The sequence below is a fragment of the Serpens gallinarum genome (genome assembly GCF_014836765.1).
Lineage (GTDB): Bacteria > Pseudomonadota > Gammaproteobacteria > Pseudomonadales > Pseudomonadaceae > Serpens > Serpens gallinarum.
In genome coordinates this window covers 33526-59240 of sequence record NZ_JACSQG010000009.1, presented here as the reverse complement: position 1 = coordinate 59240, position 25715 = coordinate 33526, and the positions used below count along the sequence as shown (strand labels likewise).

31 protein-coding genes are annotated in these 25715 nt (G+C 61.8%); 15 read left to right on the top strand and 16 right to left on the bottom strand.

All coding sequences use genetic code 11. The annotated features are described in order from the left end of the window. Positions 1-2: 2 nt before the first annotated feature. On the top strand, positions 3-500 hold the full coding sequence (locus H9642_RS14865; RefSeq protein WP_251837244.1) for a methylated-DNA--[protein]-cysteine S-methyltransferase: 498 nt from the start codon (positions 3-5) through the stop codon (positions 498-500). Between the two features lie 13 nt (positions 501-513). Here the strand turns inward: H9642_RS14865 and H9642_RS14860 are convergent, their stop codons facing one another. The 3 genes from H9642_RS14860 to aroC all read right to left on the bottom strand — a co-directional run bounded on the left by H9642_RS14860 (position 514) and on the right by aroC (position 3452). Continuing rightward, on the bottom strand, positions 514-1053 hold the full coding sequence (locus tag H9642_RS14860; protein WP_251837243.1) for a 1,2-dihydroxy-3-keto-5-methylthiopentene dioxygenase: 540 nt from the start codon (positions 1051-1053) through the stop codon (positions 514-516). Positions 1054-1119: 66 nt separating this feature from the next. Continuing rightward, positions 1120-2277, bottom strand: coding sequence for an MFS transporter (locus H9642_RS14855; RefSeq protein ID WP_251837295.1), 1158 nt, complete (start codon positions 2275-2277; stop codon positions 1120-1122). Between the two features lie 83 nt (positions 2278-2360). After that, positions 2361-3452, bottom strand: a complete 1092-nt coding sequence (aroC, locus tag H9642_RS14850) for a chorismate synthase (protein ID WP_251837242.1) — start codon at positions 3450-3452, stop codon at positions 2361-2363. A 209-nt stretch (positions 3453-3661) separates the two neighbouring features. Here aroC and H9642_RS14845 point away from each other — a divergent pair, with 209 nt between their 5' ends. Further along, the gene (locus tag H9642_RS14845) at positions 3662-4444 is read left to right on the top strand and encodes a hypothetical protein (RefSeq protein ID WP_251837241.1); all 783 of its coding nucleotides are present in this window, start codon (positions 3662-3664) and stop codon (positions 4442-4444) included. Between the two features lie 530 nt (positions 4445-4974). On the opposite strand, the gene prmB is transcribed toward H9642_RS14845, so the two are convergent. After that, complete coding sequence (gene prmB, locus H9642_RS14840) at positions 4975-5895, bottom strand: 50S ribosomal protein L3 N(5)-glutamine methyltransferase (protein WP_251837240.1); 921 nt, start codon at positions 5893-5895, stop codon at positions 4975-4977. A gap of 179 nt (positions 5896-6074) precedes the next feature. On the opposite strand from prmB, the gene H9642_RS14835 reads away from it, so the two are divergent. The 4 genes from H9642_RS14835 (at position 6075) to folE (ending at position 8361) form a co-directional block, all read left to right on the top strand. Further along, on the top strand, positions 6075-6671 hold the full coding sequence (locus H9642_RS14835) for a cysteine hydrolase family protein (protein ID WP_251837239.1): 597 nt from the start codon (positions 6075-6077) through the stop codon (positions 6669-6671). An 89-nt stretch (positions 6672-6760) separates the two neighbouring features. Then, on the top strand, positions 6761-7081 hold the full coding sequence (locus tag H9642_RS14830) for a hypothetical protein (RefSeq protein WP_251837238.1): 321 nt from the start codon (positions 6761-6763) through the stop codon (positions 7079-7081). Positions 7082-7125: 44 nt separating this feature from the next. Further along, a complete protein-coding gene (locus tag H9642_RS14825; protein WP_251837237.1) occupies positions 7126-7683 on the top strand; it encodes a Smr/MutS family protein in 558 nt (185 codons plus the stop codon). A 132-nt stretch (positions 7684-7815) separates the two neighbouring features. Then, the gene (folE, locus tag H9642_RS14820; RefSeq protein WP_251837236.1) at positions 7816-8361 is read left to right on the top strand and encodes a GTP cyclohydrolase I FolE; all 546 of its coding nucleotides are present in this window, start codon (positions 7816-7818) and stop codon (positions 8359-8361) included. A 147-nt stretch (positions 8362-8508) separates the two neighbouring features. Here folE and H9642_RS14815 read toward each other — a convergent pair whose 3' ends face one another. Genes H9642_RS14815 through H9642_RS14805 form a run of 3 tightly spaced genes read right to left on the bottom strand, consistent with a single transcriptional unit; the run spans position 8509 to position 10499 of the window. Then, on the bottom strand, positions 8509-8781 hold the full coding sequence (locus H9642_RS14815; protein ID WP_251837235.1) for an acylphosphatase: 273 nt from the start codon (positions 8779-8781) through the stop codon (positions 8509-8511). Positions 8782-8793: 12 nt separating this feature from the next. Beyond that, on the bottom strand, positions 8794-9261 hold the full coding sequence (locus H9642_RS14810) for a TlpA disulfide reductase family protein (RefSeq protein ID WP_251837234.1): 468 nt from the start codon (positions 9259-9261) through the stop codon (positions 8794-8796). Then, on the bottom strand, positions 9258-10499 hold the full coding sequence (locus H9642_RS14805; protein ID WP_251837233.1) for a YihY family inner membrane protein: 1242 nt from the start codon (positions 10497-10499) through the stop codon (positions 9258-9260). Before H9642_RS14805 ends, H9642_RS14810 begins: the two co-directional genes overlap by 4 nt. A 156-nt stretch (positions 10500-10655) precedes the next feature. Here H9642_RS14805 and arsC point away from each other — a divergent pair, with 156 nt between their 5' ends. The 3 genes from arsC to H9642_RS14790 are packed head-to-tail and all read left to right on the top strand — an operon-like array spanning position 10656 to position 12011. Further along, positions 10656-11009 carry an arsenate reductase (glutaredoxin) gene (arsC, locus tag H9642_RS14800; protein ID WP_251837232.1) on the top strand — a complete coding sequence of 118 codons (354 nt, stop codon included), beginning with the start codon at positions 10656-10658 and terminating at the stop codon, positions 11007-11009. Further along, complete coding sequence (wrbA, locus tag H9642_RS14795; protein ID WP_251837231.1) at positions 11006-11611, top strand: NAD(P)H:quinone oxidoreductase; 606 nt, start codon at positions 11006-11008, stop codon at positions 11609-11611. The genes arsC and wrbA overlap by 4 nt, the downstream gene beginning before the upstream one ends. Continuing rightward, positions 11604-12011, top strand: coding sequence for a DUF2069 domain-containing protein (locus tag H9642_RS14790; protein ID WP_251837230.1), 408 nt, complete (start codon positions 11604-11606; stop codon positions 12009-12011). Before wrbA ends, H9642_RS14790 begins: the two co-directional genes overlap by 8 nt. 96 nt (positions 12012-12107) lie before the next feature. On the opposite strand, the gene hda is transcribed toward H9642_RS14790, so the two are convergent. Then, positions 12108-12812, bottom strand: coding sequence for a DnaA regulatory inactivator Hda (gene hda / locus H9642_RS14785; protein WP_251837229.1), 705 nt, complete (start codon positions 12810-12812; stop codon positions 12108-12110). 170 nt (positions 12813-12982) lie between these two features. Next, the gene (locus H9642_RS14780; RefSeq protein WP_251837228.1) at positions 12983-13990 is read right to left on the bottom strand and encodes a DUF2066 domain-containing protein; all 1008 of its coding nucleotides are present in this window, start codon (positions 13988-13990) and stop codon (positions 12983-12985) included. Between the two features lie 263 nt (positions 13991-14253). Here H9642_RS14780 and purM point away from each other — a divergent pair, with 263 nt between their 5' ends. From purM to H9642_RS14760, 4 genes are all read left to right on the top strand, one after another. Continuing rightward, positions 14254-15312 carry a phosphoribosylformylglycinamidine cyclo-ligase gene (purM, locus tag H9642_RS14775; protein ID WP_251837227.1) on the top strand — a complete coding sequence of 353 codons (1059 nt, stop codon included), beginning with the start codon at positions 14254-14256 and terminating at the stop codon, positions 15310-15312. Next, the gene (gene purN, locus H9642_RS14770) at positions 15312-15962 is read left to right on the top strand and encodes a phosphoribosylglycinamide formyltransferase (RefSeq protein ID WP_251837226.1); all 651 of its coding nucleotides are present in this window, start codon (positions 15312-15314) and stop codon (positions 15960-15962) included. The genes purM and purN overlap by 1 nt, the downstream gene beginning before the upstream one ends. 11 nt (positions 15963-15973) lie before the next feature. Then, positions 15974-16684 carry a DUF3108 domain-containing protein gene (locus H9642_RS14765; RefSeq protein WP_251837225.1) on the top strand — a complete coding sequence of 237 codons (711 nt, stop codon included), beginning with the start codon at positions 15974-15976 and terminating at the stop codon, positions 16682-16684. Between the two features lie 80 nt (positions 16685-16764). Then, entirely contained in the window at positions 16765-17130 is a 366-nt protein-coding gene (locus H9642_RS14760; protein ID WP_251837224.1) for a VanZ family protein, read from the top strand. A 288-nt stretch (positions 17131-17418) separates the two neighbouring features. Here H9642_RS14760 and H9642_RS14755 read toward each other — a convergent pair whose 3' ends face one another. The 4 genes from H9642_RS14755 to H9642_RS14740 all read right to left on the bottom strand — a co-directional run bounded on the left by H9642_RS14755 (position 17419) and on the right by H9642_RS14740 (position 21014). Further along, positions 17419-17952: a DUF4256 domain-containing protein gene (locus tag H9642_RS14755; protein WP_251837223.1), complete on the bottom strand. Its 534-nt coding sequence runs from the start codon at positions 17950-17952 to the stop codon at positions 17419-17421. A gap of 108 nt (positions 17953-18060) precedes the next feature. Continuing rightward, on the bottom strand, positions 18061-19014 hold the full coding sequence (locus H9642_RS14750; RefSeq protein WP_251837222.1) for a class I SAM-dependent methyltransferase: 954 nt from the start codon (positions 19012-19014) through the stop codon (positions 18061-18063). A gap of 112 nt (positions 19015-19126) precedes the next feature. Next, positions 19127-19630 (bottom strand): GNAT family N-acetyltransferase, encoded by a 504-nt coding sequence (locus H9642_RS14745; protein ID WP_251837221.1) that lies wholly within the window; start codon positions 19628-19630, stop codon positions 19127-19129. 139 nt (positions 19631-19769) lie between these two features. After that, a complete protein-coding gene (locus H9642_RS14740) occupies positions 19770-21014 on the bottom strand; it encodes a saccharopine dehydrogenase family protein (protein WP_251837220.1) in 1245 nt (414 codons plus the stop codon). A gap of 153 nt (positions 21015-21167) precedes the next feature. Between H9642_RS14740 and H9642_RS14735 the strand changes: the two genes are divergently transcribed. Next, positions 21168-21530, top strand: a complete 363-nt coding sequence (locus tag H9642_RS14735; RefSeq protein ID WP_251837219.1) for a cupin domain-containing protein — start codon at positions 21168-21170, stop codon at positions 21528-21530. 47 nt (positions 21531-21577) lie between these two features. Here H9642_RS14735 and H9642_RS14730 read toward each other — a convergent pair whose 3' ends face one another. After that, positions 21578-21772: a hypothetical protein gene (locus H9642_RS14730; RefSeq protein WP_251837218.1), complete on the bottom strand. Its 195-nt coding sequence runs from the start codon at positions 21770-21772 to the stop codon at positions 21578-21580. Between the two features lie 323 nt (positions 21773-22095). On the opposite strand from H9642_RS14730, the gene H9642_RS14725 reads away from it, so the two are divergent. Further along, positions 22096-22833: an SDR family oxidoreductase gene (locus tag H9642_RS14725; protein WP_251837217.1), complete on the top strand. Its 738-nt coding sequence runs from the start codon at positions 22096-22098 to the stop codon at positions 22831-22833. A 110-nt stretch (positions 22834-22943) separates the two neighbouring features. Here H9642_RS14725 and H9642_RS14720 read toward each other — a convergent pair whose 3' ends face one another. After that, positions 22944-23858, bottom strand: a complete 915-nt coding sequence (locus H9642_RS14720; protein WP_251837216.1) for an AraC family transcriptional regulator — start codon at positions 23856-23858, stop codon at positions 22944-22946. Between the two features lie 78 nt (positions 23859-23936). Next, positions 23937-25658 (bottom strand): bifunctional protein-serine/threonine kinase/phosphatase, encoded by a 1722-nt coding sequence (locus tag H9642_RS14715; RefSeq protein WP_251837215.1) that lies wholly within the window; start codon positions 25656-25658, stop codon positions 23937-23939. Positions 25659-25715 lie beyond the last annotated feature (57 nt).

Sequence of the window (25715 nt, the reverse complement as noted above, 5' to 3'; positions counted from 1 at the left end):
ACATGTTCTATCGCTATCAGGAAAGCCCCATCGGCCGCTTGCTACTGGTGGGCGATGAGGCTGGGCTACGCCAATTGCTCATGGATGTGCCCACCGAGCCTTGGGTGATCGGTGAGCAATGGGTGCCGGCTGAAACGCAATTGGATAACGTCTGCCGGCAGTTGGACGAATATTTCGCCGGTCGTCGCCAGCGTTTCGACCTGCGCCTGGCACCGCTGGGCACCGCATTCCAACGGAGCGTCTGGCAAGCGCTGCTGGAAATTCCCTTCGGCCAGACCTGGAGCTACGGCCAACTGGCACGGCACATCGGCAGTCCCCAAGCGATGCGTGCCGTGGGCGCTGCCAACGGCGCCAACCCCATCGCAGTAATCCAGCCCTGTCATCGGGTGATCGGCAGCAACGGCAGCCTCACCGGTTTTTCCGGTGGCCTGGAACGCAAGACGCTATTGCTGAAACTGGAAGGCTGGCAAGGGATGCGGCAGGCAGCGTTGGCCCTGTAAATGGCTCGCCCTGCTAGTTTTCAAAACCTGGAAAACGGCTGGCGATGTCGTCGCCGGTTGGCGTACCGTCTTCGGCATTGTTGAACATCCGCAGCGTCATAAAATAGGGATTCTCACCCATGTCGAACCAGTGCGCCGTGCCCGCCGGCACCACCAGCAGATCGTTTTTCTCGCACAGCAAGGCATATACCGCGTCACCGATGTGCAGGTTGAACAACCCGCTGCCGGCCACAAAGAAAAACGCCTTGTCTTCGGCGTAGCGGCGCTCTTGCAGCAAGCGGGCACGCAGGGCGTCCTGCTCGGGGGTATCCCGATCGACAGCGAACATCTCGGCTTTGCCATAGCCGCCTTGCGCAATCAGCCGGTCGAGATCAGCGCGGTAGGCGGCCATCACGTCGTCCTGCCCGGCGTCCGCTTGCAGCGGCGCACTGGCAGCCCAGCGCTCAACCCGCACCCCGACCGTGGCGAGAGTAGAAACGATGTCCTCAAGATAGGTCAGCACCTTGTTGGGCTGCTCGGGGCGGGATTGGTCGTAAACGCTCAGAATGCTCATGGGAACTCTCTTTTAATGCGGCGGGCCGGTGATAACACCGACCGCGGTAATGATCTGGCCGCCGCGTCAGCTATGCGGCGCGGTTTCCTGCAAGCGGACCGCCATGATACCCGCTGCGAGCAATGCGGCCAGACTGGCCAGGGTGAAGGTCATTCCCGCGCCCAGGCTGTTCCAGCTGTACCCGGCATACAGCGCACCGAAGGCGCCGCCGACCCCGGACAAGGTGGCATACAGCGCCTGCCCCTGTCCTTGTTGGCGCGCGCCGAAGCTGCGCTGCACAAAATGAATCGCGGCCGCATGAAAACTGCCGAACGTTGCCGCGTGCAGTACCTGCGCGAACAACAGTATCGCCAGCTGCTCGGCCAGATAACCCAACAGCAGCCAGCGTAGCGCGGCCAGCAGAAAGCTGGCGATCAGCACGCGGCGCAGGGAGAAACGCTCGAGAATCCGCGCCATGCCGAGAAACAGCAGGATCTCCGCTACCACACCCAGGGCCCAGAGCAGACCGATGGTGCCGCGCGTATAGCCGAGCGCCTCGAGGTGAATGCTCAGAAAGGTGTAATAAGGACCGTGGGACAGCTGCATCAACGCCACGCAGCAGAAGAACGCCAGTACGCCCGGTCGACGCAATTGACGCAGAAAGCCACCCTGCCCGGCCGCATCGGCCGGTTGCTCGGGCTGGGCGTTGGGCACCCACAGGCTGGCGACCACGATGCCGCCCATGATCACCAGCAGCGCCACCGGATATGCCGCCAGGCTGACCACCTCGAACAGCCGGCCCAAACCCACCACGGTGAGGATGAAGCCAATGCTGCCCCACAGGCGGATCTGGCTATAACGCGCCGAGCGCTCACGCAAATGCGCCAGGGTAATGACCTCGAACTGCGGCAAGACTGCATGCCAGAAGAACGCATGCAGCGCCATCACCAGCGCCAGCCAGGCATAACTCTGGGCCACGAAAATCAACGCGAAGGACAGCAGCGTACAAAGCGCGCCGAGGCGCACGATAAGCAGGCGTTGGCCGGTGACATCGCCCAGCCAACCCCACAGGTTGGGCGCCACGAAGCGCATCAGCATGGGTATGGCGATCAGCTCACCAATGCGCGCCGGGGAAAAGCCCAGATGGTCGAAGTACAGCGACAGAAACGGCGCCGTGCCGCCCAACAGGGCGAAATAGCAGAAGTAGAACGAGGAAAGGCGCCAGTAAGGTAAGGCAGGCATGATTCACGTCGAGGTGGTTGAACGCAGCGATAGCCGACAGGGGCCGCTGGGTATCGCTGCGCTCAACCCAGCCTACGTACGGAAACTCACAACTGCGGCAATACCGGCGTGCTCACTCGCACATCGGCATTCTGAGCGCGATGCCGCAACAGATGATCCATCAGCACGATGGCCATCATCGCCTCGGCGATGGGCGTGGCGCGAATTCCGACACAGGGGTCGTGGCGGCCCTTGGTCACTACGTCCACCGGGTTGCCATTCACATCAATGGAACGCCCCGGCGTGGTGATGCTCGAGGTGGGCTTGAGCGCCAAGTGGGCAATGATCGGCTGGCCGCTGGAGATGCCGCCGAGGATGCCGCCGGCATGGTTGGACAGAAAGCCTTCGGGCGTCAGCTCGTCCCGGTGCTCGGTGCCGCGCTGGGCGACACTGGCGAAACCGGCGCCGATTTCCACTCCCTTGACGGCGTTGATGCTCATCAACGCATGGGCCAGCTCGGCGTCCAGACGGTCGAAGATCGGCTCGCCCAGGCCCGGCGGCACGCCGTCGGCGACCACGGTTATCTTCGCCCCGACCGAATCCTGATCGCGGCGCAACTGGTCCATGTAGGCCTCCAGTTCCGCCACCTTGTCTGGGTCAGAGCTGAAGAAGGCGTTCTGTTCGACGCTGTCCCAGGTCTTGAAGGGGATTTCGATAGGGCCCAGTTGGCTCATGTAGCCACGCACCTGAATGCCCAGGGTGGCCAGGTATTTCTTGGCAATTGCCCCCGCTGCCACGCGCATGGCGGTTTCGCGGGCCGAGCTGCGTCCGCCACCCCGGTAATCGCGCACGCCGTACTTGTGGTGGTAGGTGTAATCCGCATGGGCCGGGCGGAACAGATCCTTGATCGCCGAGTAGTCCTTGGACTTCTGATCGGTGTTGCGAATCAGCAGGCCAATCGGGCAGCCGGTAGTCTTGCCCTCGAATACCCCCGAGAGTATTTCCACCTCGTCGGCTTCCTGGCGCTGGGTGGTGTGCCGGCTGGTGCCCGGTTTGCGACGATCCAGATCGCGCTGCAGGTCGTCCAGACTCAGCTCCAGCCCCGGTGGGCAGCCGTCGACGATGGCGACCAGCGCCGGGCCGTGGCTTTCGCCGGCGGTGGTGACGGTGAATAGCTTGCCGTAGGTATTGCCGGACATGCAGGAAGCTCCGCGATCAGCCTTGAAAAAGGCCGGCAGTATACCTGAGCGGCGACCGAGATTCGCCGTTTACGGTAGGCGGCGTTCCTGCTGGGACGTCGGCACAGGGTGGTGAAACGTGGGCGACTCATCAGTTATCCGCAATAACAGACTGCAGAAACCGGAATTGCAGCCGATAACCCCTTGGCAGACAGTCCGTGGACCCCCCGATGACCGAAACACCCCCCGAATCCGTAGCCCCTGAGCAAGAGGCACAGCCGCAGGTACACCCTTGGGCCAACCTGGCTCCGGTACCCCATCGCCTGCTCCGCCTGTTTCCGCAGCCGGTCGATCGCGCCACAGGCGTGCGCCCGCTGCGCTTTGCCCAATATTCCCGTCTGGAGCGCAACAGCCCCAAGGAAAGCCTGCTGCGCCTGCGCGTCGACCTGCCCGGGCATTCGGTGCGCGACGGCCATAACCAGCTGGATGTCTGGGTTGACCACGAGCAGAAGGAAGTCCGCTTCGGACCTGACGCCGGGCTGCAAATGGATCCACCCAACCGTGGCCTGGGCCGCTTTCTGCTCGCCCAGGGCATCGACTGGGCACAGGGCAAATGGGCGCATTACCAGGTTCAGGGCGGCGACCTGCCCAACAAGAACCTGCTCAGCGAGGATGCCCGCCTACGTCGCGACCATGCTCTGCGCGGCCAGGGCTTCGAGGTGGTGTACCCGGACGAGGGACAGCTCAAGGCTCATTTCGACGCCCCTCGGTTGAGTAATCTGCTGACCGACTGGAACCCCGAGAAGGTGCAGGTCATCGATACCCTCGATGCGGCCAGCATGTTGGAGCAAGCCGACCAGCAGATGCGTGATCAGGACGCCATCCTGCGCAAGCAGGAAGAACGCATCACCTGGCTGCAGCGCGAGGATAGCGGTCTGCGCTTTACCGTCACCTGCCTGGTGGCCTTCGCCCTGTTTCAAGCCGGCCTGCTGATCTGGATCGCGACGCGCTGAGGCGCGCCTGCGCTTCAAGTTGTTGAGGGTAGATATCGCGTTTACATTCACCCAAGGCGCCCTTCGGTGGACAACACACAACGGTTGTCCACCCTACGCACTGGATCGACTAATATCCCGGCCAGCCCGCCAGCGGGGCGCCAGGCTGATGCCAGTTGCGGGTGGATGTCGCTTTTTTACATCCATCATGGCGCCCTTCGGTGGACAACACACAGCGGTTGTCCACCCTACGCACTGGATCGACTAATATCCCGGCCAGCCCGCCAGCGGGGCGCCAGGCTGATTGCCAGTTGCGGGTGGATGTCGCTTTTTTACATCCATCATGGCGCCCTTCGGTGAACAGCACACAGCGGTTGTCCACCCTACGCACGGGTCGACTACGTATCCCGGCCAGCCCGCCAGCGGTACGCCAGGCTGATTGCCATGTTGTAGGGTGGATGTCGCTTTTTACATCCACCATGCGCCGCTCGGTGGACAGCACACAGCGGTGTCCACCCCCAAAAAAATTGCGTACCGGGTACGATCTTGGATCAACCGCGCAAACGGCTGCGAAACAATTCCTGGTGTTCGCGGCATTGCGCGGCGGCGAGCAGGAACACGCCGTGGCCGCCGTATTCAAACTCCATCCAGGTGAAGTCCACTTCGGGGTACAGCGCTTCGACGTGCACCTGGCTGTTGCCCACTTCGACCACGAGAATACCCTGCTCGGTCAAATGGTCTGCCGCCTCGGCAAGCATGCGCCGCACCAGATCCAGGCCATCATCGCCGCAGGCCAGGCCCAGAGCCGGCTCATGGTGGTATTCAGCGGGCATGTCGGCGAAGTCTTCGGCATCCACGTACGGCGGGTTGGAGACGATCAGGTCGAAACGCTGTTTGGGCAGCCCCTCGAAACCGTCCCCCTGCACGGTATAGACCCGCTCTTCCAGGCCGTGTCGTTCGATGTTCAGGTTGGCCACTTCCAGGGCCGCAAACGACACATCGCTGAGCACCACCTCGGCCTCCGGAAAGGCCGTGGCGCAGGCGATGCCAATGCAGCCGGAACCGGTGCACAGATCCAGAATGCGCGTCGGAACAGCCGGCAACCAGGGTTCGAACTGCTGCGCGATCAGTTCAGCAATGGGTGAACGCGGGATCAGCACCCGCTCGTCGACCACGAAGGGCAAGCCGTAAAACCAGGCTTCGCCAAGCAGATAAGCTGTCGGAACACGCTCAGTGATACGGCGCCGGATCAGCGCATGCAGCAGCTGGCCCTCTTCGTCTTCCAACCGGCAGTCCAGATAGCTGTCGGCTATTTCATAGGGTAAATGCAGAGCGCCGAGCACCAACTGCCGCGCCTCATCCCAGGCATTGTCGGCGCCATGACCGAAGAACAGATTCTCGGCCTGGAAACGACTGACCGCCCAGCGGATATAATCGCGCAAACTGCGCAGGCGAGTGGGTAGAGCGGTCACGGCAATTTCTCCGATTAAAATGGGCGCGGTAGTTTAGCCGAAGCCTGACGCCACTGCCCCACTATCCTTGATCTTTTTGACGTCAAAATGACATCACGGCACACTGCGCCGTTACCCGCATTTCACAACTGCGACCTAAGCGGCGACAATGTGCCACATCGTGTTTCAGGAGTTCCGTCATGTCCCAGCTGCAAACCATGCTTCAACTCAGCGGCCGTGGCTATGCCCCCGCCATGCTGGGCGCCGCCACACTGCTGATCATCGATGCCCAGGAAGAATACCGCAGTGGCGTCCTGGCGTTGCCGGGGCTGGCGCCGGCAATGGCAGAGATCGCACGATTGCTGAGCGCAGCCCGCGCCCAGAACCGGCCCATCGTCTTCGTTCGTCACCTCGGTGCTCCGGGCAGCTTCCTTGATCCGCAAACCCGCCGCGGCCACTTTCTTCCCGAACTCGCCCCACTGCCTAACGAGCTGATCGTCGAAAAGCGGCTGCCGAACGCCTTCGCCGGAACCGAGCTGAATGACACGCTGATTGCCCTGGGCCATCTCGACCTGATCGTCTGCGGTTTCATGACCCATTCCAGCGTGAGCACAACCGTGCGAGCGGCCAAGGACTATGGTTATCGTTGCACATTAGTGGACACAGCCTGCGCTACTCGCGACATCCCGCTTAATGAGGGTGGCACGCTGAGCGCGGATCAGTTGCACCGCATGGAAATGGCGGCCCTGGCCGACAATTTCGCCATGGTGGTTCCGAATGCCCAAGCGGTGATGTAACCGCCGCAGCCCCGCGCAATAGACCGTCGCCGGGAACCTCCAGGGAGCATACGGGCCATAGCCTGGTGGATTTTCAGGAGCGATACCGGATGAAATTTTCTGAGAGGTTCACGGCCAACAGTGTTCGCCCGCGCCGCCAGCGCCTCTGGAGCTGGCGTCTCGGCGGCATCTTCGGCGCCCTGTTTGCGGCCTTCGGCATCCTTCTCGCCATGGCTGGCACCGCCACCTTGCTGGGCCGGCCTCCTGCACTGGGCTCGCTCAACGACAGCGGCGGCGATGCCTGGGGCTTGCTGATCGTCGGACTGGTGCTACTGGCCTTGGGTATCATCATCTGGCGACGCTGCCGCCAGCGCCTGCGCTTCAAGGAGGGCTTGAGCCTCTCGCCCCATCTGATGAAAAAGCGCGACTGAATCTGGCACCGTCTCCGTTACACTTGCCTCCCTCAGGAGGTCACATGCAAGACGACGATTTTTCCCTGTTCCAAACGCAAATGCGGGGTGTGCGCCGTATTCAGGTGGACCAGGCCGAGACGGGCAAACCCAAGACCGATCGCCAACAGATCGCCCACCGCCGGGAAAATGCCACTCAGCGCACCGATGCCATCAAGGTAGACGGCCTGTCCGATCAGTTCGTCATCGACGTCGGCGCCGAGGATGAGCTTTATTGGGCGCGCGACGGTGTGCAGGAAGGCCAGATGCGCAAGCTCAAGGCGGGGCAGATTCCTTTCGAAGGCAGTCTGGACCTGCATGGCATGACGGTGGAAAAGGCCCGCGAAATTCTCTGGGACTTCCTCGCCGAAGCCACCCGACTGGAAATCCGCTGCGTGCGTGTGACCCACGGCAAGGCCGCCCGACTGGACGGCAAGCGCCCGCTGATCAAGAGCCACGTAAACACCTGGCTGCGCCAGCATCCGCAGATACTCGGTTTCACGTCCTGCCTGCCAAGGCATGGGGGCTGCGGTGCGCTGTATGTGATTCTCAAGCGCACCATGCTCGAAGGCAGGGATGAATAGCTCCCCCGTCCACGTGCGGAGCGGCCTGCGCAGGGCCTTTTCCGCTTGAAGGTGAGGACTGTGGCTTGCAGCTTGCTGCCACACCCCCTACCCTTCGCCCCTCGCGCCCCATGAATTCTGACAGGTAGTTAAATGTCCCTGGAACAAAGCTACACCGCGATCCTCGGCCAGCTCGGCGAGGACGTGACCCGCGAAGGCCTGGTCGATACGCCCAAACGTGCCGCCAAAGCCATGCAGTTTCTCTGCAAGGGCTATCAACAGACCCTTGAAGAGGTCACCAACGGCGCGCTGTTCAGCTCCGACAACAGCGAGATGGTGCTGGTCAAGAATATCGAGCTGTATTCGCTGTGCGAGCATCACATCCTGCCGTTCATTGGCAAGGCCCATGTCGCCTACATGCCCAATGGCAAGGTACTGGGGCTGTCCAAGGTTGCGCGCATCGTCGACATGTTTGCGCGCCGCCTGCAGATTCAGGAAAACCTCACCCGCGAAATCGCCGAAGCCATCGAGTCGATCACCGATGCCGCCGGCGTAGCGGTGGTCATCGAAGCCCAGCACATGTGCATGATGATGCGCGGTGTAGAGAAGCAGAACTCCACCATGGTCACGTCTGTGATGCTGGGCCAGTTCCGCAGCAACCCTGCAACTCGCAGCGAGTTCCTCAGCCTGATTCGCTGATCGTCCGCCATCCTTCATCGCGCCCGCGCCTGGTTTCAGCCGCGGGCGCGTTGTTTGTGGCGCGAAGTAAATGCTACGTAGAGGCGTGATCCTTTCCACGGTATCGCCATAACCTCTCGCCGCTTGCGATTACGCTACGTTCAGCGTTCAGCGCCGAATGTGAAAGCCCGTCATGCCCTGCATGGCCGACTCGGAAACCTCCACCGCATCCACATGGGCGGCGGACGGCCCTTGCTTCATCCACTCGATCAGTTTCAGCACCGCGTGCTCCTCACCTTCGAGCATCGCCTCGACGCGCCCATCGTCCAGATTGCGCACCCAGCCGCGCACCTGCAAAGCCACTGCCTGATCAGCGGCACTCTGGCGGTAGTACACGCCCTGGACCCTGCCGCTTACCCTCACGTGCCGACAGATTTGCATAGCGGTCTCCCTCTATTGCGCTCGCAATGCCTGGAGCCGTGCGGTCAGTCCCTGCGCAGTCTGCTCGCCGAGCAATTGCTCTCGCACCTGGCCCTGGTCGTCGATGATGTAGGTCACCGGCAGTACCTTGCTGCGTGGCAGGTCGTAGCGCGCTGCGGGGTCGTCGGCAAGCACAGTAAAGGCAATGCCCATCTTGTCAGCGGCCTGCTGCAGCGAGTCGCCTTGCAAGGCATCGAAATTGACGCCCAGAATGCGCACGCCCTGCCCGTTCAATTGCTGCTCGAGGGCATTGAGCTCGGGAATCTCCTTGCGACACGGCGCGCACCATTCCGCCCAGTAGTTGACGACCAGCCACCGCCCCTCGAGGCTGTCCGCACGCACGACCTTGCCATGCTGATCGAAGCCCAGGTCGCTGTCGGCACAACCGACCAGGCCCAAGCCGAGCAGGGTCACCAGAATGATTCTTGCCAATCCGCTCATTTGTTCCTCTCCGTTTCTCCGTTCGTGGAGCCGCGTAACCAATCGGCCAGGTTGCCGCTAAAAATTCGCGTTCGCTCTGCCTGAAGCGCTCCCAGATCCTCGAGCAGGGCCGGGTACCAGGGCTCGGGCAAGTGTTCCGGCAGTCGTTCCAGTGCCGGCAATGGCCAGGGACTGCGGCTGATCAGAGTATGCAGCTGGTAATGATGCAGGTCGCGGCTTAGCACCCAGGCATTACCGCCAGTGCGGCAGACGAGCTTTTCACTGTGCAGAAAAGCCAGCACCTCATGCCATTCCTCTTCCGGCAGCGGCCAGCCCTCCTTGCGTACGTCCAAAAAGCGCAGCGTGGTCCCCTGCCGCTGGCGTTCCTGCAGCACACGCAAAATACCCAACGTCGCCAGCAGGCGCGGCAAAGGGCGCGCCCGCCAGGCCTTGGTCGACGACAGGTTGCAGGTCAATTCGGCGCCAAACAGCACGATCAGCCAGGACACATAGATCCACAGCAGAAACAGCGGCACCGTGGCGAAGGCGCCATAAATCAGCTGATACGCAGGGAACAGACTGACATACAAGCTGAACAGCTTTTTCGCCGCCTCGAACAGCAGTGCGCAGAACACCCCACCCAAGAAGGCATGGCGCAACGGCACGCGGGTATTGGGCAACACCGCATACAACAAGGTGAACGCGGCCACGCCGAGTAGCAACGGCGCGAGGCGAAACAGCCCGCCCACCCCGAACAAGGCATCCGGTCCGGAGAGCAGCGAGAGCGAGGCGATGTAGGTACTGATCGCAAAGCCGGCCCCCAACAGCAACGGCCCCAGGCTCAGAATCGCCCAGTAGATCAGGAAACTGCTCACACCCCGGCGTGGCTGGCGCACCCGCCAAATGGTGTTGAAGGCTTTTTCAATGGTCAGCATCATCAACAGCGCGGTGACCATCAAAAAAGCCACGCCCAGCCAAGTAAGCTGGCGGGCCTGGATACTGAAGCCCTGCAGATAGGCCAACAGAGTAGCGCCGGTGGAAGGCACGAAATTGCGAAAGACAAAGGCCTGCAGGCTTTCTCCCACCTCGCGAAACGCCGGTACAACCGAGAGCATGGCGAAGGTCACCGTCATCATCGGCACTACGGCGAACAGCGTGGTATAGGTCAGTGCCGCCGCGCTGTTCGGCCCGCGGTCGGTCAGAAAGCGCTGCCAGAGAAAGTTCCAGAACTCTCCGATATCCAACAACCGTTGACGCATGCCGTCTCCTTGAAATTGGGTACCCGCCTGCGCGCGATTATTCATGTCAGAAGCCGAACTACGCGCCACGCTGCAGCCCGAATGGCACACCAGAGCCTTCAGCCCCGCGTCCAGATGGGTAGAATACCCGCCACCTTACGCCGGAAGCGACCTGCCATGACCGAATTGATCCTGTACCACAATCCGCGCTGCTCGAAATCACGTGGCGCTCTGGAACTGCTCGAAGCCCGCGGCCTCACCCCGACCGTGGTGCGCTACCTGGAAACCCCACCCAGCGCCACCGAACTGCAGGCGCTGCTTGCCAAGCTCGGCTTCAATGCCCGGCAGTTGCTGCGCACCGGTGAAGATGAATACAAGACGCTCAACCTGGCAGACGCCACTCTGACAGAAGCGCAACTGATCGAGGCCATGGCGTCCCATCCAAAGCTGATCGAACGCCCGATTCTGGTGGCTGGCGACAAGGCGGTGGTCGGTCGTCCGCCAGAGACCGTTCTGGAGATCCTGGCATGAGCACGCCCTACATTCTGGTGCTGTATTACAGCCGCCACGGCGCGACTGCCAACATGGCCCGGCATATCGCCCGCGGCGTGGAACAGGCCGGCCTGGAAGCCCGTCTGCGTACCGTGCCAGCGGTGTCCACTGAATGCGAAGCGATCGCGCCAAGCATTCCCGAGGAGGGCGCTCTCTATGCCACCCTCGATGACCTGAAGAACTGTGCCGGTCTTGCCCTGGGCAGCCCAACTCGCTTCGGCAACATGGCCGCACCGCTGAAGTACTTCCTCGATGGCACCAACAGCCTGTGGCTGACTGGCGGCCTGGTCGGCAAGCCGGCGGGCGTGTTCACCTCCACTGCCAGCCTGCATGGCGGCCAGGAAACCACCCTGCTATCGATGATGATGCCGCTGCTGCACCACGGCATGCTGATCTGCGGCCTGCCCTACAGCGAGTCCGCCCTGATCGACACCCGCGGCGGCGGCACGCCCTATGGCCCGAGCCACCATGCCGGCGCTGATGCCAAACGCGCCCTGGACGAACATGAAATTGCCCTGTGCCGTGCCCTTGGCCAGCGCCTGGCTAACACTGCCCGCAGTCTGGAGAACTCCCGTGGCTAAAACGCCCAAGCCCTTGCCGTCCCTTGCATGGCTCAAGCCACGCCTGGCCGTCACCCGCGCTATCAGCCTGCTCAGCTTTTTGGCCCTGGCGCTGTTGATTGGTATCTGGAACGGCTTCTTTGCCGATCTGCATGGCGCTCGCCCCTGGGTGGTGCTGAGCATTGTGCTGCTGCCGCTCGTATTGCTTGCCCCAGGCATCCTGATGGGCAGCGCCCGCGCCCACGCCTGGTTGTGCTTTGTGGTGAATATCTACTTCATCCAGGGTGTCTTGGCGGCCACTGACCCGGCCCGCAGCCTGTACGGCTGGGTCGAAGCGCTACTCAGCCTGCTGCTGTTTTGCAGCGCCATGTACTACACCCGCTGGAGATTCCAGTACGACCGCAAGCTGGCGGGAGAATAAGGAAAGAGCGCCCCCTGGGTGGATGTCGTTTTGCATTCACCCTCGCTGCTTGGTGGACAACCAAAAAACGGTTGTCCACCCGACGATTACCAAGGTTTACCAGCCCAGGGTTTCCTTGAGGAAGGGAATGGTCAGCTTGCGCTGCGCCTGCAGGGAGGCCTGGTCCAGTTGCTCAAGCAGCTCGAATAGCGCACTCATGCTGCGTGCGCCCCGGGTGAGAATGAAGCGGCCCACCTCATCGGTCAGATGCAGGCCTCGGCGCGAGGCGCGCAACTGCAGCGCACGCAGCTTATCTTCGTCGGAGAGTTCCTGGAGTTGAAAGACCAGCGACAGGGACAGCCGCGACTGCAAGTCCGGCAGTTTCACCGCCAACTCGCGTGGCGAGGCGGAAGCCGAGAGCAACAGGCGTCGACCGGAATCGCGCAAGCGGTTGAACAGATGGAAAAGAGCCTCTTCCCACTCCGCACGCCCGGCGATCGCATCCAGATCATCCAGACAAATCAGTTCATAGCTTTCCAGATTGTCGAGAATCTCTGGGCCTAGCTCGGCGACTTCCCCAAGCGGCAGATACAGCGCAGGTTCACCGTTCTGTTCGAGACGCAGGCAAGCAGCCTGCAGCAGATGGCTGCGCCCAACCCCTGCGCTTCCCCATAGATAAATGAGACTTTCAGCCCAGCCGGCTTCGGCTTCGCAGAGACGTTCGACATACCCAACAGCGGCTGCGTTGGCACCGGGGTAGTAATTGGCAAAGGTGGCGTCGTCGCGCAGACGCACGCCAAGAGGAAGCTGAACTGGTTTCATGCCGGGCCTGAAGGCTCCTTGAAGCCGCGAGGGCGCTCCAGTGGGAAGTGCAAAAAGTGTATACCCCACCCCAGAGCCATACAACGCAAGTCTACTCAAATAAAATCAAAGACTTGCGCAAACCCAGCAGAATACAGGCAAGAACCGGAACAACAGCAATCAATTATTGGTTAGTGAAAGCGCAGCACCGAAGCGCGTGCCTCCATCACGCCGTCGCCCTGCACCGCCGCCGCAGGCAGTTCTTGCAGGCGAGCCAGCGCCAGCTGAGCCCGCAGCTGCTCGGCGCTGGCCTTGAGCCGATAGGTCAATACCTTGCCATCGGCGCGCAGCAGACGCGGAGCAAAAGGCTCCAGGAGTCGCTCGAGTTCGGCATAGCGCGGCAGATCAACATTACTCACCACCAGCGTAAGCACTTCTTCACCGCCGGGGCGAACCACGAAAAGCGGCGCCAGCGCCTGCTGCACTGCCAATAACACGGCGTCGTTCAATACGGCGGGGTTGGCTCCGGCCACTTGCCCCTGTAGCAACTGCTCGCCATGCCACAAGCGCCAATGGGCCTGCCACTGCGATCCTCTGGCTTGACGGGCATAGACCGTCAACAGCACGTCCGCGGCGTAGCGGGCAGAGGCGTCACGCAAGGCCGAAAGATTCTTGCCACTCAAGGCTGACGGTGTGCCGACCCACTGTTCGGACAAATCCGCCAGCGGCACCCGCACAGGCAGCCCGCGGTGCTGAGCAGCGCGGCGCAACAACGCCGAACTTTCCTGGGTATCACCCACTAACAGACTGCCCCTGGCGGACTCGTTCAGCCACCACACCAACACGGCGGGTCGGTCGGCGCCCCATAGTGGCAACCCGGCGTCACGCAAGGCCTGCATGCTGGTGGCCGGATCAAAATCCACCACCAGCATGTTGCCGTCATAGGCATATTGGCTGATCAAGCGCTGCGGCTTCTCGCGCAAGGCAATGACAGCGGGATTTTCCAGCGCAGCGGGATCACCCGACAGGCGCATCACCAAGGTATCCAGAGCCTGACGCAGCACCTGCTCGCGCTCCACAGCCTGCTGGCCGAGCACCGCTTCACGTACCTGATACAAGCCGTTCACGGGCGCGGCAAGGCTGGCCAGAGAGAGCAACGACATACAACACATGACCAACAGGCGGGCTATCAGGCTCATGAAAAATTCCCGAAATAAGCGGCTTCCACCGCGATATGAAAGTGCCATACCTTAAACAGCCACTCACCTGACGGCAACTGCAACCGCGCGGGAATGGCCGCTGACCGGCAAGCCTGATAAAATCGCGCGCCTTCGCGATGCGCCCCCAGTGGCCTGTGCGGTTGGTTGGTTAACTCAACTTCGTCGAAGTTGACTAACTGAACCCGCCAAACAGGCCACAGGCCCGCTCGCCCCTACGCACTCTCCCCAAAAGGCCGGATTTTATGAGCAAGCAACCCTCCATTAGCTACAAGGACGCCGGAGTCGACATCGACGCGGGCGAAGCGCTGGTCGAGCGCATCAAGGGCGTAGCCAAACGCACTGCACGTCCTGAGGTGATGGGCGGTCTGGGCGGCTTCGGCGCCCTGTGTGAAATCCCTGCCGGCTACAAGCAACCGGTCCTGGTTTCGGGCACTGACGGCGTCGGCACCAAGCTGCGCCTGGCGCTGAACCTGAACAAGCACGACAGCATCGGCCAGGACCTGGTGGCCATGTGCGTCAACGACTTGGTGGTCTGCGGTGCCGAGCCGCTGTTCTTCCTCGACTACTACGCCACCGGCAAACTCAACGTCGATGTGGCGGCCACTGTAGTGACCGGCATTGGCACGGGCTGCGAATTGGCCGGCTGCTCGCTGGTAGGCGGCGAAACCGCCGAAATGCCCGGCATGTATGAAGGCGAAGACTACGACCTGGCCGGCTTCTGCGTGGGTGTGGTGGAAAAAAGCGAAATCATTGACGGCTCGAAAGTCGCTGCTGGCGATGCGCTGATCGCACTGCCCTCTTCCGGCCCGCACTCCAATGGCTACTCGCTGATCCGCAAGATCCTCGAAGTCTCCGGCGCCGACATCGAAACCATCCAACTGGACGGCACAGCGCTCAGCGAGCTGCTGATGGCGCCGACGCGCATCTACGTCAAGCCGCTGCTGGCGCTGATCAAGGACACCGGCGCGGTGAAGGCCATGGCGCACATCACCGGCGGCGGCCTGCTGGACAACATTCCCCGCGTACTGCCCGAAGGCGCCCAGGCGGTAGTCGATGCCGCCAGCTGGACCCGCCCGGCGGTGTTCGACTGGCTGCAGCAACAAGGCAACGTCGACGAGCACGAGATGCATCGCGTCCTCAACTGCGGCGTCGGCATGGTCATCTGCGTGGCGCAGGATCAGGTCGAGACCGTTCTCGCCCACCTGCGCGCCAGCGGCGAACAGCCCTGGGTGATCGGCCAGATCAATGCGGCAGCCGGCGCAGCCGAACGTGTCGTGCTGAACAACCTGAAACAACACTGATGGGCGCACCCTGCAATGTCGTGGTGCTGATTTCCGGCAGCGGCAGCAACCTGCAGGCGATGATCGACAGCCTCGCCGCCGGGGATACCCCGGCGCGCATCAGCGCGGTGATTTCCAACCGCGCCGATGCCTACGGCCTGACCCGTGCCGCCCAGGCGGGCATTCCCACCGCCGTGCTGGATCACAAAGGGTTCGCCGATCGAGAAGCCTTCGATTCAGCGCTCATCCAAGCCATTGATGCCTACGCACCGAACCTGGTGATATTGGCCGGCTTCATGCGCATTCTCACGCCCGGCTTCGTGCGTCATTACCAAGGCCGCCTGCTGAACATCCACCCTTCGCTGCTTCCCAAGTACAAGGGATTGGACACTCACACGCGCGTTCTAGAAGCGGGCGACGCCGAACATGGCTGCAGCGTGCATTTCGTTACCGAGGAACTCGATGGCGGGGCATTGGTCGTACAGGCCGTAACCGCCGTCACCCCAGGCGACACCGCGCAAAGCCTGGCGATGCGTGTGCATCAGCTCGAACACCGCATCTATCCTCTGGCCATGCGCTGGTTCGCAGAGGGTCGCTTGCAACTGGATGGCGATAGCGCAATGCTGGACGGCGTGCCCCTGCCGGCGTGCGGCACGCTGATTCGAGCCTAGGAGAACTGGTAATGCATCGAGTCCTTTTGCTGGTGAGTGCCTTGTTCTGCCTGCCCGCACAAGGCTTCGAACTGCAGCCTTTTTCGGCCAGCTACACGGCTGACTTCAAGCAAGTACCGGTCAGCGGCTCGGCTGAGCGCAGCCTCGTCCAGCAACAGGACAACACCTGGAAACTGCGTTTCAAGGCCTCCATGCTGGTGGCCAGCCTGACCGAGGACAGCACCTTTCGCGTGACCAATAACAGCCTCCAGCCCCTGACCTACCAGTACCGCCGCAGCGGTCTGGGCAAGAGCAAGGAAATCGAGCACGACTTCGACTGGAGCAGCAGACAAGTACTGGGCAGCGAACGCGGCAAGCCGCTGCGCGTGCCGCTCAATCGGGGCCTGCTGGACAAATCCACTTATCAGATCGCCCTGCAGTATGACGTTGCCGACGGCAAGACCAGCATGAGTTACCAGGTCCTCGACGGCGACGACGTCGAGACTTATGACTTTCGCGTCCTCGGCGAAGAAGCGGTGCGCACCCGCGCCGGTGTAGTCGATGCCCTTAAGGTCGAGCGCGTGCGAGACCCCACCAAGAGCCGCCGCAAGACCACCATGTGGTTCGCCAAGGACTGGAACTACCTGCTGGTGCGCCTGCATCAGGTGGAAACCGACGGCAAGGAATACCAGATCATGCTCAAGTCCGGTGAAGTCAACGGCCGCACGGTCAAAGGTCGCTGAGTTTTCTAGCGTAGGTCGGAAGAAGACCGGACGGCATTACGCGGCCCTCACCTCTATTTGTTCATGGATTGACCATTCGCATGCAGCTGTTAGCTCTGATTCCCCGCTGGCTCTGGCGCCTGGCCTTCTTGATCTGCCTGATCTCGGTCCTTGTCCTTTCCCTGCTCAACGATCCCGATCCGCGCCTCAGCACCGGTTGGGACAAGGGCAACCATGTGCTGGCCTTCTGCGTACTGACCCTGCTTGGCCGCTGGTCCTTTCCACAACAGGCGCTGCTGCTGGCCGCCGGCCTGTGCGCCTACGGCATCGGCATCGAAATCCTGCAAGCGCTGAGCGGCTACCGCTTCGCCGAATACGCCGACCTGCTGGCCGATGCGCTGGGCATCGCGCTGGGGTTTGGGTTGTTTGCCTCGGCGAGCTGGGCGCAGCGGCGGATTGCGGCCTGAGGACTGTGCCTGGGACAGCAGCGGACTCGTCCAGACACAGCAATACACCGCTGCGGCGATGAGGCCGAGCTCCACCAAGCCGAGCGTCCCAAGTCGCAAGAGCGTACCTGTGAGCTGCTGGCCCGCTAAACTCGGCTCGAAGGGCGCATCGACGACCGGTTGCGGAGCACGAAAATGGCGCTCATAGCGAGCCGCGCCATCCAATCGGTAAAGGTGTCATTCTGCAATTCAAACCGCCCCGTCATCTCGCAGCCATTTCCAGCGGACAGACCTGCGGTGCGGTGTATCTCAAACGCGCAGCAAACCGCGAAACCCTCTGGCCGCGTAATACGATTGGGCACCGTTGTGATAAATGAATACCCGGCCATAACGGCGGTCGCCAAAAATCGCTCCGCCGAGCATTCGCACCGCATCCGGCGTCTCGATCCAGCTGGAGGTCCGCGTATCGAACTCCCCCAGTTGCTGAAGCGCTCGGTATTGCTCTTCGGTTAAAAGCGTGATGCCCATGGAAACCGCCCTTTCAAGCGCGCTGGACTGGGGTTTGTTCTCCTTGCGCGCGTCCAGGGCAGCTTGGTCGTAGCAAAGGCTGCGGCGACCGGAAGGGCTCTCTGTCGAACAGTCGCAAAAGAGGAAACCTCCTGCCGTGGCGTCATCCCGCCCAATCACGTCCGGCTCGCCACCTGTGTCTTCCATGGCCTGGAGTGATTCAAGGGACGCCGGCTTCAGCCGCGCCTGCACCTCAGACCAGATAATGTCCGGATGGCGCTGCATGTGCTGTTCAAAACGGGCCTTCAGGATCTTGAGCAGTTCGGTGTCATTCATGGGCAAGGTCCTAGGGCTCAGGGCCATCTTCTGCGCGTGCGATGCAGCATTATGTGTCCGACAAAGACCTCCACCGGAGGCTTCTGTTCATGGCTTTTGCTTGACCGCTTATGAGAGCCGCATGTGTTCCTGCCTGAACACCAATGCCTTCAACCCACTGTCCCCATGAATATCGGGAAACTCGGGCGGATTTTCCAGCCGCTCGACGAAGCGCAAGCTGGGCGCCTCCGCCGCCATACCGGCGATCAGGAAGTCCGGGCCGGTATCCGGGTCGTTTACGCACGCCAGCACGGTGCCCTGCTCGGCCAGTAGCTCCGGCAAGCGGCGCAGGATTTTCTGGTAGTCCCTGCTCAGCGCGAAGCTGCCTTTCTGAAACGATGGCGGATCGATGATGATCAAGTCGTAGGGGCCGTATTTCTTCACCTTGCCCCAGGACTTGAACAGTTCATGGCCGAGAAAACTCACCCTGCTCAGGTCGTGGCCGTTCAGGCGATGATTGTCGCGCCCACGGCTCAAGGCTGCCTTGGCCATGTCCAGGTTCACCACCTGCTCCGCCCCGCCCGCCATCGCCGCCACTGAAAAGCCGCAGGTATAGGCGAACAGGTTCAGCACACGCTTGCCTTCAGCCTGTTCCTGCACCCAGCGACGGCCGTACCGCATGTCCAGAAACAGGCCGTTGTTCTGCTTTTTGCCGATATACAGTTTGAAGTGCAGACCGTTCTCGCTGATCTGCCACTCATCCCGCTCTTCGCCGAGCAGGAACTCCGTGGTGCTCTCCGGCAAATAACGGTGCTGCAGCAACAGCGTATGCGCCTGGCTTTGCTGCCAGGCAGGTGACTCAATCAATGTCATCAGCATCCGCTTCAACGCCTCCAGCTCGGCGGCCTCCGGCTCGCGGAACAGGCAGACCAGCACAATGCCCTGCAACCAGTCGGCGGTGACATGCTCCAGGCCCGCCCAGCAGCGTCCACGCCCGTGAAACAAACGGCGGGTTTCCACGGGGGCGGGATTCAGGGCAGCCAGCAAGTGCTGGCGCAGGGTTTCGATGGCGTCGGAATTCATTGGGATATTTCACAGAAGCAAAGCGGCGCATTTTACGCAAATCCCACGCCACTGGCTTCGCCGGCTGGCTCGCCTACAGGGGAGTCGACTGCATGATCCGAAGGAACTCGAATCAATGCAGCAGCCGCGTGATCAGAAAGCTCAACAAGTCGGGCTCGTCATCCAGCTCCAGAGCCTCAACCGGCCTGGGCAGATCGGCCAGTACCGAGCGCCAGAACGCCAGGGCAATTTCATCCTGGCCGTAAAAACGCACCAGCCAGTTGTCCTCGCCACTCATCAATACCTGAGTAGCCAAGGCGCGCCCGATACCCTGGCGGCGGTACTTTTTCAGAATAAACAGGTCCGCCAGCTCCAAGGCATCCACGCCGGGCAGCTCACTGCGCTCGATCAACAGGAAACCGGCAATAAAGCCGTCAACCAGCAACAACTGGGCACTCCAGCCCGGCTCTTGCCAATAACGAACCAGGTGCTCGTCGTGAATGTAGAAACGGCCATCCACCTCCACATCTTCCTGCTCCCAATCCGAAGACTCATACAGGTAGAACTGATAGAGGTTGCGGATCAGCGGCATCTGTTCCCGCTCGGTGGGCACCAGCTCAAGGGTGACATCGTTCATCGCCGGGCCTCGCAGGGGGGCAGGTATAGCGGGACAGAACACGCGGTCGAAGGCATGGAACACTCAATCGGAAACGGAAGGTGGAGCGACTCACATCGTTGTGTGGAGCCGCGAGGCGTTTACATGTTCGCACACCTCTTCACAGCCGCTCAAAGCGCAACCCTGCGTAGCGCGTCAGCCGCTCGATAAAGCGTTCATCGAAGAAGCTGGCGGGAGTCCAGAAGCCTCCTGGACGTCCGGGCTTGCTGCCGTCGTTGGTATGGTCCAGCGCGAGGCTGATTGCCGCTTGCCCGAGCATCTTGCCGGTGGAGCCGTATCCGGGGTCACGATCACCGGTGACCTTGACCCGCAGGGTCTGGCCGTTATCGGTTCGGCCGAAGAAACGCATGTCATAGCGACCCGTCAATTGCGCTTCCGGGCTCGGACCTTCACCCGGTTTGGGCAGCAGGAAACGCTCCATCAGGCCGCGCACGGGCTTAATGACGATGCCCAACATGAACGCGCCCAGGCCGGCCACCATGGACAACGCCGCCAAGCGACCCTTCATCCCGGTGCCCGTGAGCACGGCTTCGTCGTAGCTGAACCGACTGCCATAAGCGTTGCCCGACAAGGCATTGGATCGGTGCACCACACGCTCGTTGATCGCAGCCATCACGAAGGGCGCTGTCCAGGCATTGAAGTCCTGATCGAATTGGGCGGTTTTGAGCGAGTGCTGACGCAGCGTGAAACCGTGGTCCTGGGGACACAGGGAATAGGGATTGGCCAACTCCTTGCGCAACGCGGGGTCGGCGGCCGCCTCCTTCACCAGATTGACCACGCTGGCCACTGTGCCGCCGGACGCACCGCCCTTGAGCGTCTTGACGCGCATCTTGACGTGGGTGGCGGGCATGCCCCATTGGGTCATGGCCTGTTCCTGCAGAAAGCGCACGCCCATGTCCGACGGCACTGAGTCAAAACCACAGCAATGCACGATGCGCGCGCCCGATTGCTGAGCAATGGGCTCGTATTTCTCGATCATCCGCTTGATCCACTGGGTTTCCCCGGTGAGGTCGCAATAGTCCGTGCCACTTTCTGCGCAAACCTTGACCAGCGGTTCGCCATACAACGCATAGGGGCCAACGGTGGACACCACCACCCGCGTTTGCGTGCACATGGCCTGCAACTGGGCTTCGTTGGCCGCATCTGCCACGATGATCGGCAGCGACTGCCCCGCTGTACCCAGCGCGCGTTTGAGTTCATTGAGTTTGTTTTCGGCACGTCCGGCAATGGCCCAACGTAACTGCACGTCCTGGCTCGACAGATGCTCGGCCAGGTAGTGAGTGAGAATCTGGCCAACAAAGCTGGTGGCGCCAAACACCACGAGGTCATAGTTTGGGGTGGTCATGGACGCGTCCTTACCGGCTGATTATTGTTGTGGGGGCCGATTGTTACGCCTTTCTCCTTCAACGTCCAAGGAAGTCACAAGCCAACGTCCTAGCCAGGTTTGTTTACATGACGGATCGCCGGACCGCCAACCTCTCCTTCTCCGAGGCCTCTAATGACCATCGAACAGATCATCGATTTCGCCACCGCAACGCCAGCCGCAGAGCACTACCTGCCGGCTACCGAAAAAATCATCTCCGGCAACCCGCAACAAAGCGTGCGCAGCGTCTATGCCAGTCCGTGCAGCCAGTTCCAGGCGGGTACCTGGAAAGGCGAACCGGGCGTATGGAAAGTCCACTACACCGAACATGAGTACTGCGAAATTCTCGCTGGCCGCTCGGTCATTACCGATCAGAACGGTAACCGCAAGGAACTCGCCCAAGGCGACCGCTTCGTGATTCCCGCCGGTTTCAACGGCACCTGGGAAGTGCTGGAAACCTGCGAGAAGGTCTATGTGATATTTGAAGCCAACAGCTAGGGTCGATCGTTCGACGGGCTACTAGGCACACTCGCAACCCGTGGAGCTCAGCACGCGGTGAAGCGGGGATAATGACGGCTGTCCACGGGCTCCATGTCCTCCAGCTCGAGCGGCTCCACCCGGTTGAAAATGGCGGGGCCCTGCGGCGGGTTCGTTTGGATATAGCGCCGTGCCTTGCGGCGAATGCGCTCCAGCTCAAGCAGGTTTTCGGGGGACATGTAGTCGAGTGGCGGGGTGTTCATTGATCGCTCCTTGATCAAATCCTTGTGATGTAACTCTCACAACCGCCTTTGAAAGTAGACCGTGTTTTTGGCGATGCCTACACCGCGGAAATCTTTCACAAACGCTAGCCCCTGTGCCCCGTCACTCTTCCCCCCATGGCACACAGTGCGCATACGCCCCGTCCCTCCCTACAGAAAACGCAGCGGTGCCTGACAAGGCTGTTACGTCGCCAGAATCAGGCAAGAGCACGGCAGGATCGATCTAACGCCTGGCCAGGCCATCTCTCTAGCATGTGTTCCACGGCACACATTGGTGCCAGAACAATGAACAATGGAGAACACACATGCCGAACATTGAACAGAAGGTGGTCGCCATCACGGGCGCCAGCAGCGGCATTGGCGAGGCCACAGCTCTGCTGCTGGCCCGCCAGGGCGCCAAGGTCGTGCTGGGTGCTCGACGCCTGGAACGCCTCGAAGCCCTGGCCCGACGTATCGAGGATGAAGGCGGCGAGGTGCGCGTTCTCTCATTGGATGTCACCCGCCTTGAAGACGCCCAGGCCTTCATCGATTTCTCTGAGCAGCAGTTCGGCAGGGTGGACGTCATCATCAATAACGCCGGGGTCATGCCGCTGTCACCGCTCGACGCGCTGAAGGTGGACGAGTGGAACCGGATGATCGACGTCAATATTCGTGGCGTATTGCACGGCATTGCTGCCGGGCTGCCGCTGATGCAGCGCCAGCGTTCGGGCCAGTTCATCAACATCGCCTCCATCGGCGCCTATGCGGTGAGCCCTACCGCCGCGGTCTACTGCGCCACCAAGTACGCGGTGCGGGCGATTTCTGAAGGGCTGCGTCAAGAGGTCGATGGCGACATCCGCGTGACGCTGATCGCCCCCGGGGTCACCGAATCGGAGCTGGCAGAGAGCATTTCCGATGACGGTGCCCGTGAGGCCATGCGCGATTACCGCCGCATCGCCATCCCCGCCGACGCTATTGCCCGCGCCATTGCCTACGCTATCGACCAGCCAGCCGATGTGGATGTCAGCGAACTGATCGTCCGCCCGACCGCCAGTGTTTACTGAGCTGCCCGCCTAGCCTGAACCGTACCGGGCTTTTCTCGGCATGGGTGGGCGGGCATTTTGCGGTGCAGGGGCTGCGCCATATGCCCAGGCCCTAGCCGGGGCTGCGAGGCTCAGCCTGTGCTGCGCAGTCGGGCCAGGTCTTTGATCGGCGAGGCGCCGAACAGTCGGCTGTACTCACGGCTGAACTGCGAGGGGCTTTCGTAACCGACCCGGTACGCCGCACTGGACACGTCGAGTCCCTCGCCGATCAGCAACCTGCGCGCCTCCTGCAGGCGCAGCTGCTTCTGGTAGCGCAGCGGGCTCATGGCCGTCAGCGCCTTGAAGCGGTGGTGCAGGGTCGAACTGCTCAGGTTGACCCGCTGCGCCAGCTCCTCGATACGCAGCGGCTCGACATAGTTGCGGTTCAGCCATTCGATGGCCCGCGTGACACGGTGGCCTTGGCTGTCGCGCACCGTGATCTCATGCAGATGGCGCCCCTGCCCTCCGCACAACAAGCGATAGAATATTTCCCGCTGCACCAGTGGCGCGAGCACCGCAATATCCTGCGGGCTGGTCAATAGGCGGACCAGCCGCAACGTCGCGTCCAGCAACGCTGCGTCGACACGATCCAGGTACAACCCCCGCGTCACCCCTTCACGCTTCGGGTCCGGCGGCCCCATCTCGGCAATCAATGGCGCGATCAGCACCGGATCGATGTCCAGACGAATGCACAGATAGGGTGCTTGTGGCGAAGCCTCCACAACCTGGCCCGCCACCGGCACGGTGACCGAAACCACCAGATAATGCAGGGCGTCGTAGGCGTAGCATTCCTCGCCCAGCCAAACCTCCTTGCGGCCCTGCACGATGATGCACAGCGCCGGCTTATGCAGCCCGCGCACAAGTTCGCCCGGTGTTGCGCAGCGAATCAGGTGCAAGGCGTCAATGGCGGTCGGGTGCACGCCATCCTCATGGACGAGATCCGCAAGCAGACGGACCAGGGCGGCACGAGGAGCGGCTGTCTCGTCGGCGATGGCGAGTGGGGGCATGGCTCGATACGTCACATTGCACAGGTGGGGATGCAGCTTATCAGGCACACGCCCATCGCCACAGAGTGCGCCACTGACTCAGCGGAGCATCAACACGACGACGGTCAGCGCCAGGATCAACGACACACCCTTCCAGAAAAACACCGGATCGCGCTCCAGCAGCGGCGCACGACTTTTGTTGAGGAAGGCCTGATTGGGCTGGCGCAGCTCGAACAGGAATTCCGACAGTTCGCCATAGCGTTTGGCGGGGTCTGGATGCGTGGCTTTCTTGAGAACATCATCGATCCAGGCCGGCACTTCCCGCGTACTGTCGCGCACCGATTGATAGCTGAGGCTGAGTTGCGCCGCCCGCGTTCGGCTTTTGGCCACCTGGGCGCCGTAGGGCAGCCTGCCACTGAGCATCTGGTAGGTGATCACGCCGAGGGAAAACAGATCCGAGCGGCAACTGCCAGGTTCGCCGAGAAAATATTCCGGCGCGGCATAGGCCGCGGTGCCGAGCACATCGTCCTGTTGCCGCACCCCGCCCAATTCGGCCAAGCCCGCTACGCGGGTGGCACCGAAATCGATGATTTTTACCGTGCCGGTGGCGTCGATCATCAGGTTCTGCGGGCGCAGGTCCTGGTGCAGCATTTCCAGGCGATGGAACGCACGCAGGCCACGGGCGATCTGCTCGACGATGCCGCGCACGGTTTCCAGGTCGGGACGCGGGTGGTCGATCATCCATTGCGCCAGGGTCTGGCCGTCGATGAACTCGCTGACGGTGTACAGGTAGTGGCGCTTGCGCGCCGGCAGACAGGACTTGAGGACATGGGGATTGTCGATGCGCCGCGCGATCCATTCCTCGGTGAGAAAACGCTCCAGATAAGCCGCATCGCCCCGCAGGTCGAGCGAAGGCGTCTTCAACACCACCCGGTTGCCACTGGCCTCGTCCACTGCGAGATGAACATGGCTGCGGCTGCTGGCATGCAATTCACGGACGATTCGATAGCCGTCGAACTGCATCCGGGCATCCAGCAGCGGCGGCAATGCCAGCTCGCCGAGCCGCTGCTGGACTTCGTCGGCCCCCTGATCGGGCAGGTCGTCGATCCGCACCAACTGCACGGTCAGGTTGTCATCGCTGCCTTGCGCGAAGGCCTCCTCGACGATCAAGCGCGCCGCCGTGTCCAGATCATCCGCGTGCGCATCGATCACCTGCGCCACGAACGGCGCGCAGACGTGCTCATAGACGCCGTCGGTGGCAAGAAAGTACAGATCGCCCCTTTCCAGGGGCAGCGTCTGGTAGTCGATCTCCAGATGCGAGTTGATGCCCATGGCGCGGCCCAGATAATGGGTGTCTTGTGAGACCCAGACACGGTGATCGCGGGTCAGCTGTTCCAACGCACCGTCGCGCAGGCGGTAAATGCGCGCATCGCCAATATGGAACAGGTGGGCCGTGGTGGATTTGAGCAGCAGCACGCTCAAGGTACACACGTAACCGCGATCACGGTCGTAGCGGTACTGGCTCTGCCGGGTCTGGGCATGCAGCCAGGAATTGATCGCCACCAGCACACGCTGCGCCGAGGTCTTTACCGACCAGGCTTCCGAGGTGCAGAAATAGTCGGCGAGGAACCCTTTGACGCTGGTTTCACTGGCGATCTGGCTGACCGCGCTGCTACTGATACCGTCGGCCAGGGCGATGGCTATACCCTTGGTGGAGCGCTGCGGCTCGGCGGGCAGGCAGGCACCGTGGAAATCCTGGTTGACGGGTTTGCGACCCTTGTCGGTGTGCTGGCCGAGGGAAATGGCAAGTTGGCTGGGCATGGGATTCTGGCTTCAAACGCACAGGCTCCGGCAGTCCGGAGCCTGTGCGTTACGTCC

Bases quoted from the DNA above. Each gene is read 5' to 3' on its own strand.
- H9642_RS14825 (WP_251837237.1), top strand. From the start codon at position 7,126: ATGCAAGACGACGATTTTTCCCTGTTCCAAACGCAAATGCGGGGTGTG.
- H9642_RS14845 (WP_251837241.1), top strand. From the start codon at position 3,662: ATGACCGAAACACCCCCCGAATCCGTAGCCCCTGAGCAAGAGGCACAG.
- H9642_RS14805 (WP_251837233.1), bottom strand. From the start codon at position 10,499: ATGCGTCAACGGTTGTTGGATATCGGAGAGTTCTGGAACTTTCTCTGG.
- H9642_RS14735 (WP_251837219.1), top strand. From the start codon at position 21,168: ATGACCATCGAACAGATCATCGATTTCGCCACCGCAACGCCAGCCGCA.
- aroC (WP_251837242.1), bottom strand. From the start codon at position 3,452: ATGTCCGGCAATACCTACGGCAAGCTATTCACCGTCACCACCGCCGGC.
- purN (WP_251837226.1), top strand. From the start codon at position 15,312: ATGGGCGCACCCTGCAATGTCGTGGTGCTGATTTCCGGCAGCGGCAGC.
- H9642_RS14715 (WP_251837215.1), bottom strand. From the start codon at position 25,658: ATGCCCAGCCAACTTGCCATTTCCCTCGGCCAGCACACCGACAAGGGT.
- H9642_RS14765 (WP_251837225.1), top strand. From the start codon at position 15,974: ATGCATCGAGTCCTTTTGCTGGTGAGTGCCTTGTTCTGCCTGCCCGCA.
- folE (WP_251837236.1), top strand. From the start codon at position 7,816: ATGTCCCTGGAACAAAGCTACACCGCGATCCTCGGCCAGCTCGGCGAG.
- H9642_RS14740 (WP_251837220.1), bottom strand. From the start codon at position 21,014: ATGACCACCCCAAACTATGACCTCGTGGTGTTTGGCGCCACCAGCTTT.
- H9642_RS14750 (WP_251837222.1), bottom strand. From the start codon at position 19,014: ATGAATTCCGACGCCATCGAAACCCTGCGCCAGCACTTGCTGGCTGCC.
- H9642_RS14780 (WP_251837228.1), bottom strand. From the start codon at position 13,990: ATGAGCCTGATAGCCCGCCTGTTGGTCATGTGTTGTATGTCGTTGCTC.
- H9642_RS14830 (WP_251837238.1), top strand. From the start codon at position 6,761: ATGAAATTTTCTGAGAGGTTCACGGCCAACAGTGTTCGCCCGCGCCGC.
- H9642_RS14745 (WP_251837221.1), bottom strand. From the start codon at position 19,630: ATGAACGATGTCACCCTTGAGCTGGTGCCCACCGAGCGGGAACAGATG.
- H9642_RS14815 (WP_251837235.1), bottom strand. From the start codon at position 8,781: ATGCAAATCTGTCGGCACGTGAGGGTAAGCGGCAGGGTCCAGGGCGTG.
- H9642_RS14720 (WP_251837216.1), bottom strand. From the start codon at position 23,858: ATGCCCCCACTCGCCATCGCCGACGAGACAGCCGCTCCTCGTGCCGCC.
- hda (WP_251837229.1), bottom strand. From the start codon at position 12,812: ATGAAACCAGTTCAGCTTCCTCTTGGCGTGCGTCTGCGCGACGACGCC.
- H9642_RS14725 (WP_251837217.1), top strand. From the start codon at position 22,096: ATGCCGAACATTGAACAGAAGGTGGTCGCCATCACGGGCGCCAGCAGC.
- H9642_RS14860 (WP_251837243.1), bottom strand. From the start codon at position 1,053: ATGAGCATTCTGAGCGTTTACGACCAATCCCGCCCCGAGCAGCCCAAC.
- H9642_RS14865 (WP_251837244.1), top strand. From the start codon at position 3: ATGTTCTATCGCTATCAGGAAAGCCCCATCGGCCGCTTGCTACTGGTG.
- purM (WP_251837227.1), top strand. From the start codon at position 14,254: ATGAGCAAGCAACCCTCCATTAGCTACAAGGACGCCGGAGTCGACATC.
- H9642_RS14755 (WP_251837223.1), bottom strand. From the start codon at position 17,952: ATGAATGACACCGAACTGCTCAAGATCCTGAAGGCCCGTTTTGAACAG.
- H9642_RS14810 (WP_251837234.1), bottom strand. From the start codon at position 9,261: ATGAGCGGATTGGCAAGAATCATTCTGGTGACCCTGCTCGGCTTGGGC.
- arsC (WP_251837232.1), top strand. From the start codon at position 10,656: ATGACCGAATTGATCCTGTACCACAATCCGCGCTGCTCGAAATCACGT.
- H9642_RS14760 (WP_251837224.1), top strand. From the start codon at position 16,765: ATGCAGCTGTTAGCTCTGATTCCCCGCTGGCTCTGGCGCCTGGCCTTC.
- wrbA (WP_251837231.1), top strand. From the start codon at position 11,006: ATGAGCACGCCCTACATTCTGGTGCTGTATTACAGCCGCCACGGCGCG.
- H9642_RS14730 (WP_251837218.1), bottom strand. From the start codon at position 21,772: ATGAACACCCCGCCACTCGACTACATGTCCCCCGAAAACCTGCTTGAG.
- H9642_RS14835 (WP_251837239.1), top strand. From the start codon at position 6,075: ATGTCCCAGCTGCAAACCATGCTTCAACTCAGCGGCCGTGGCTATGCC.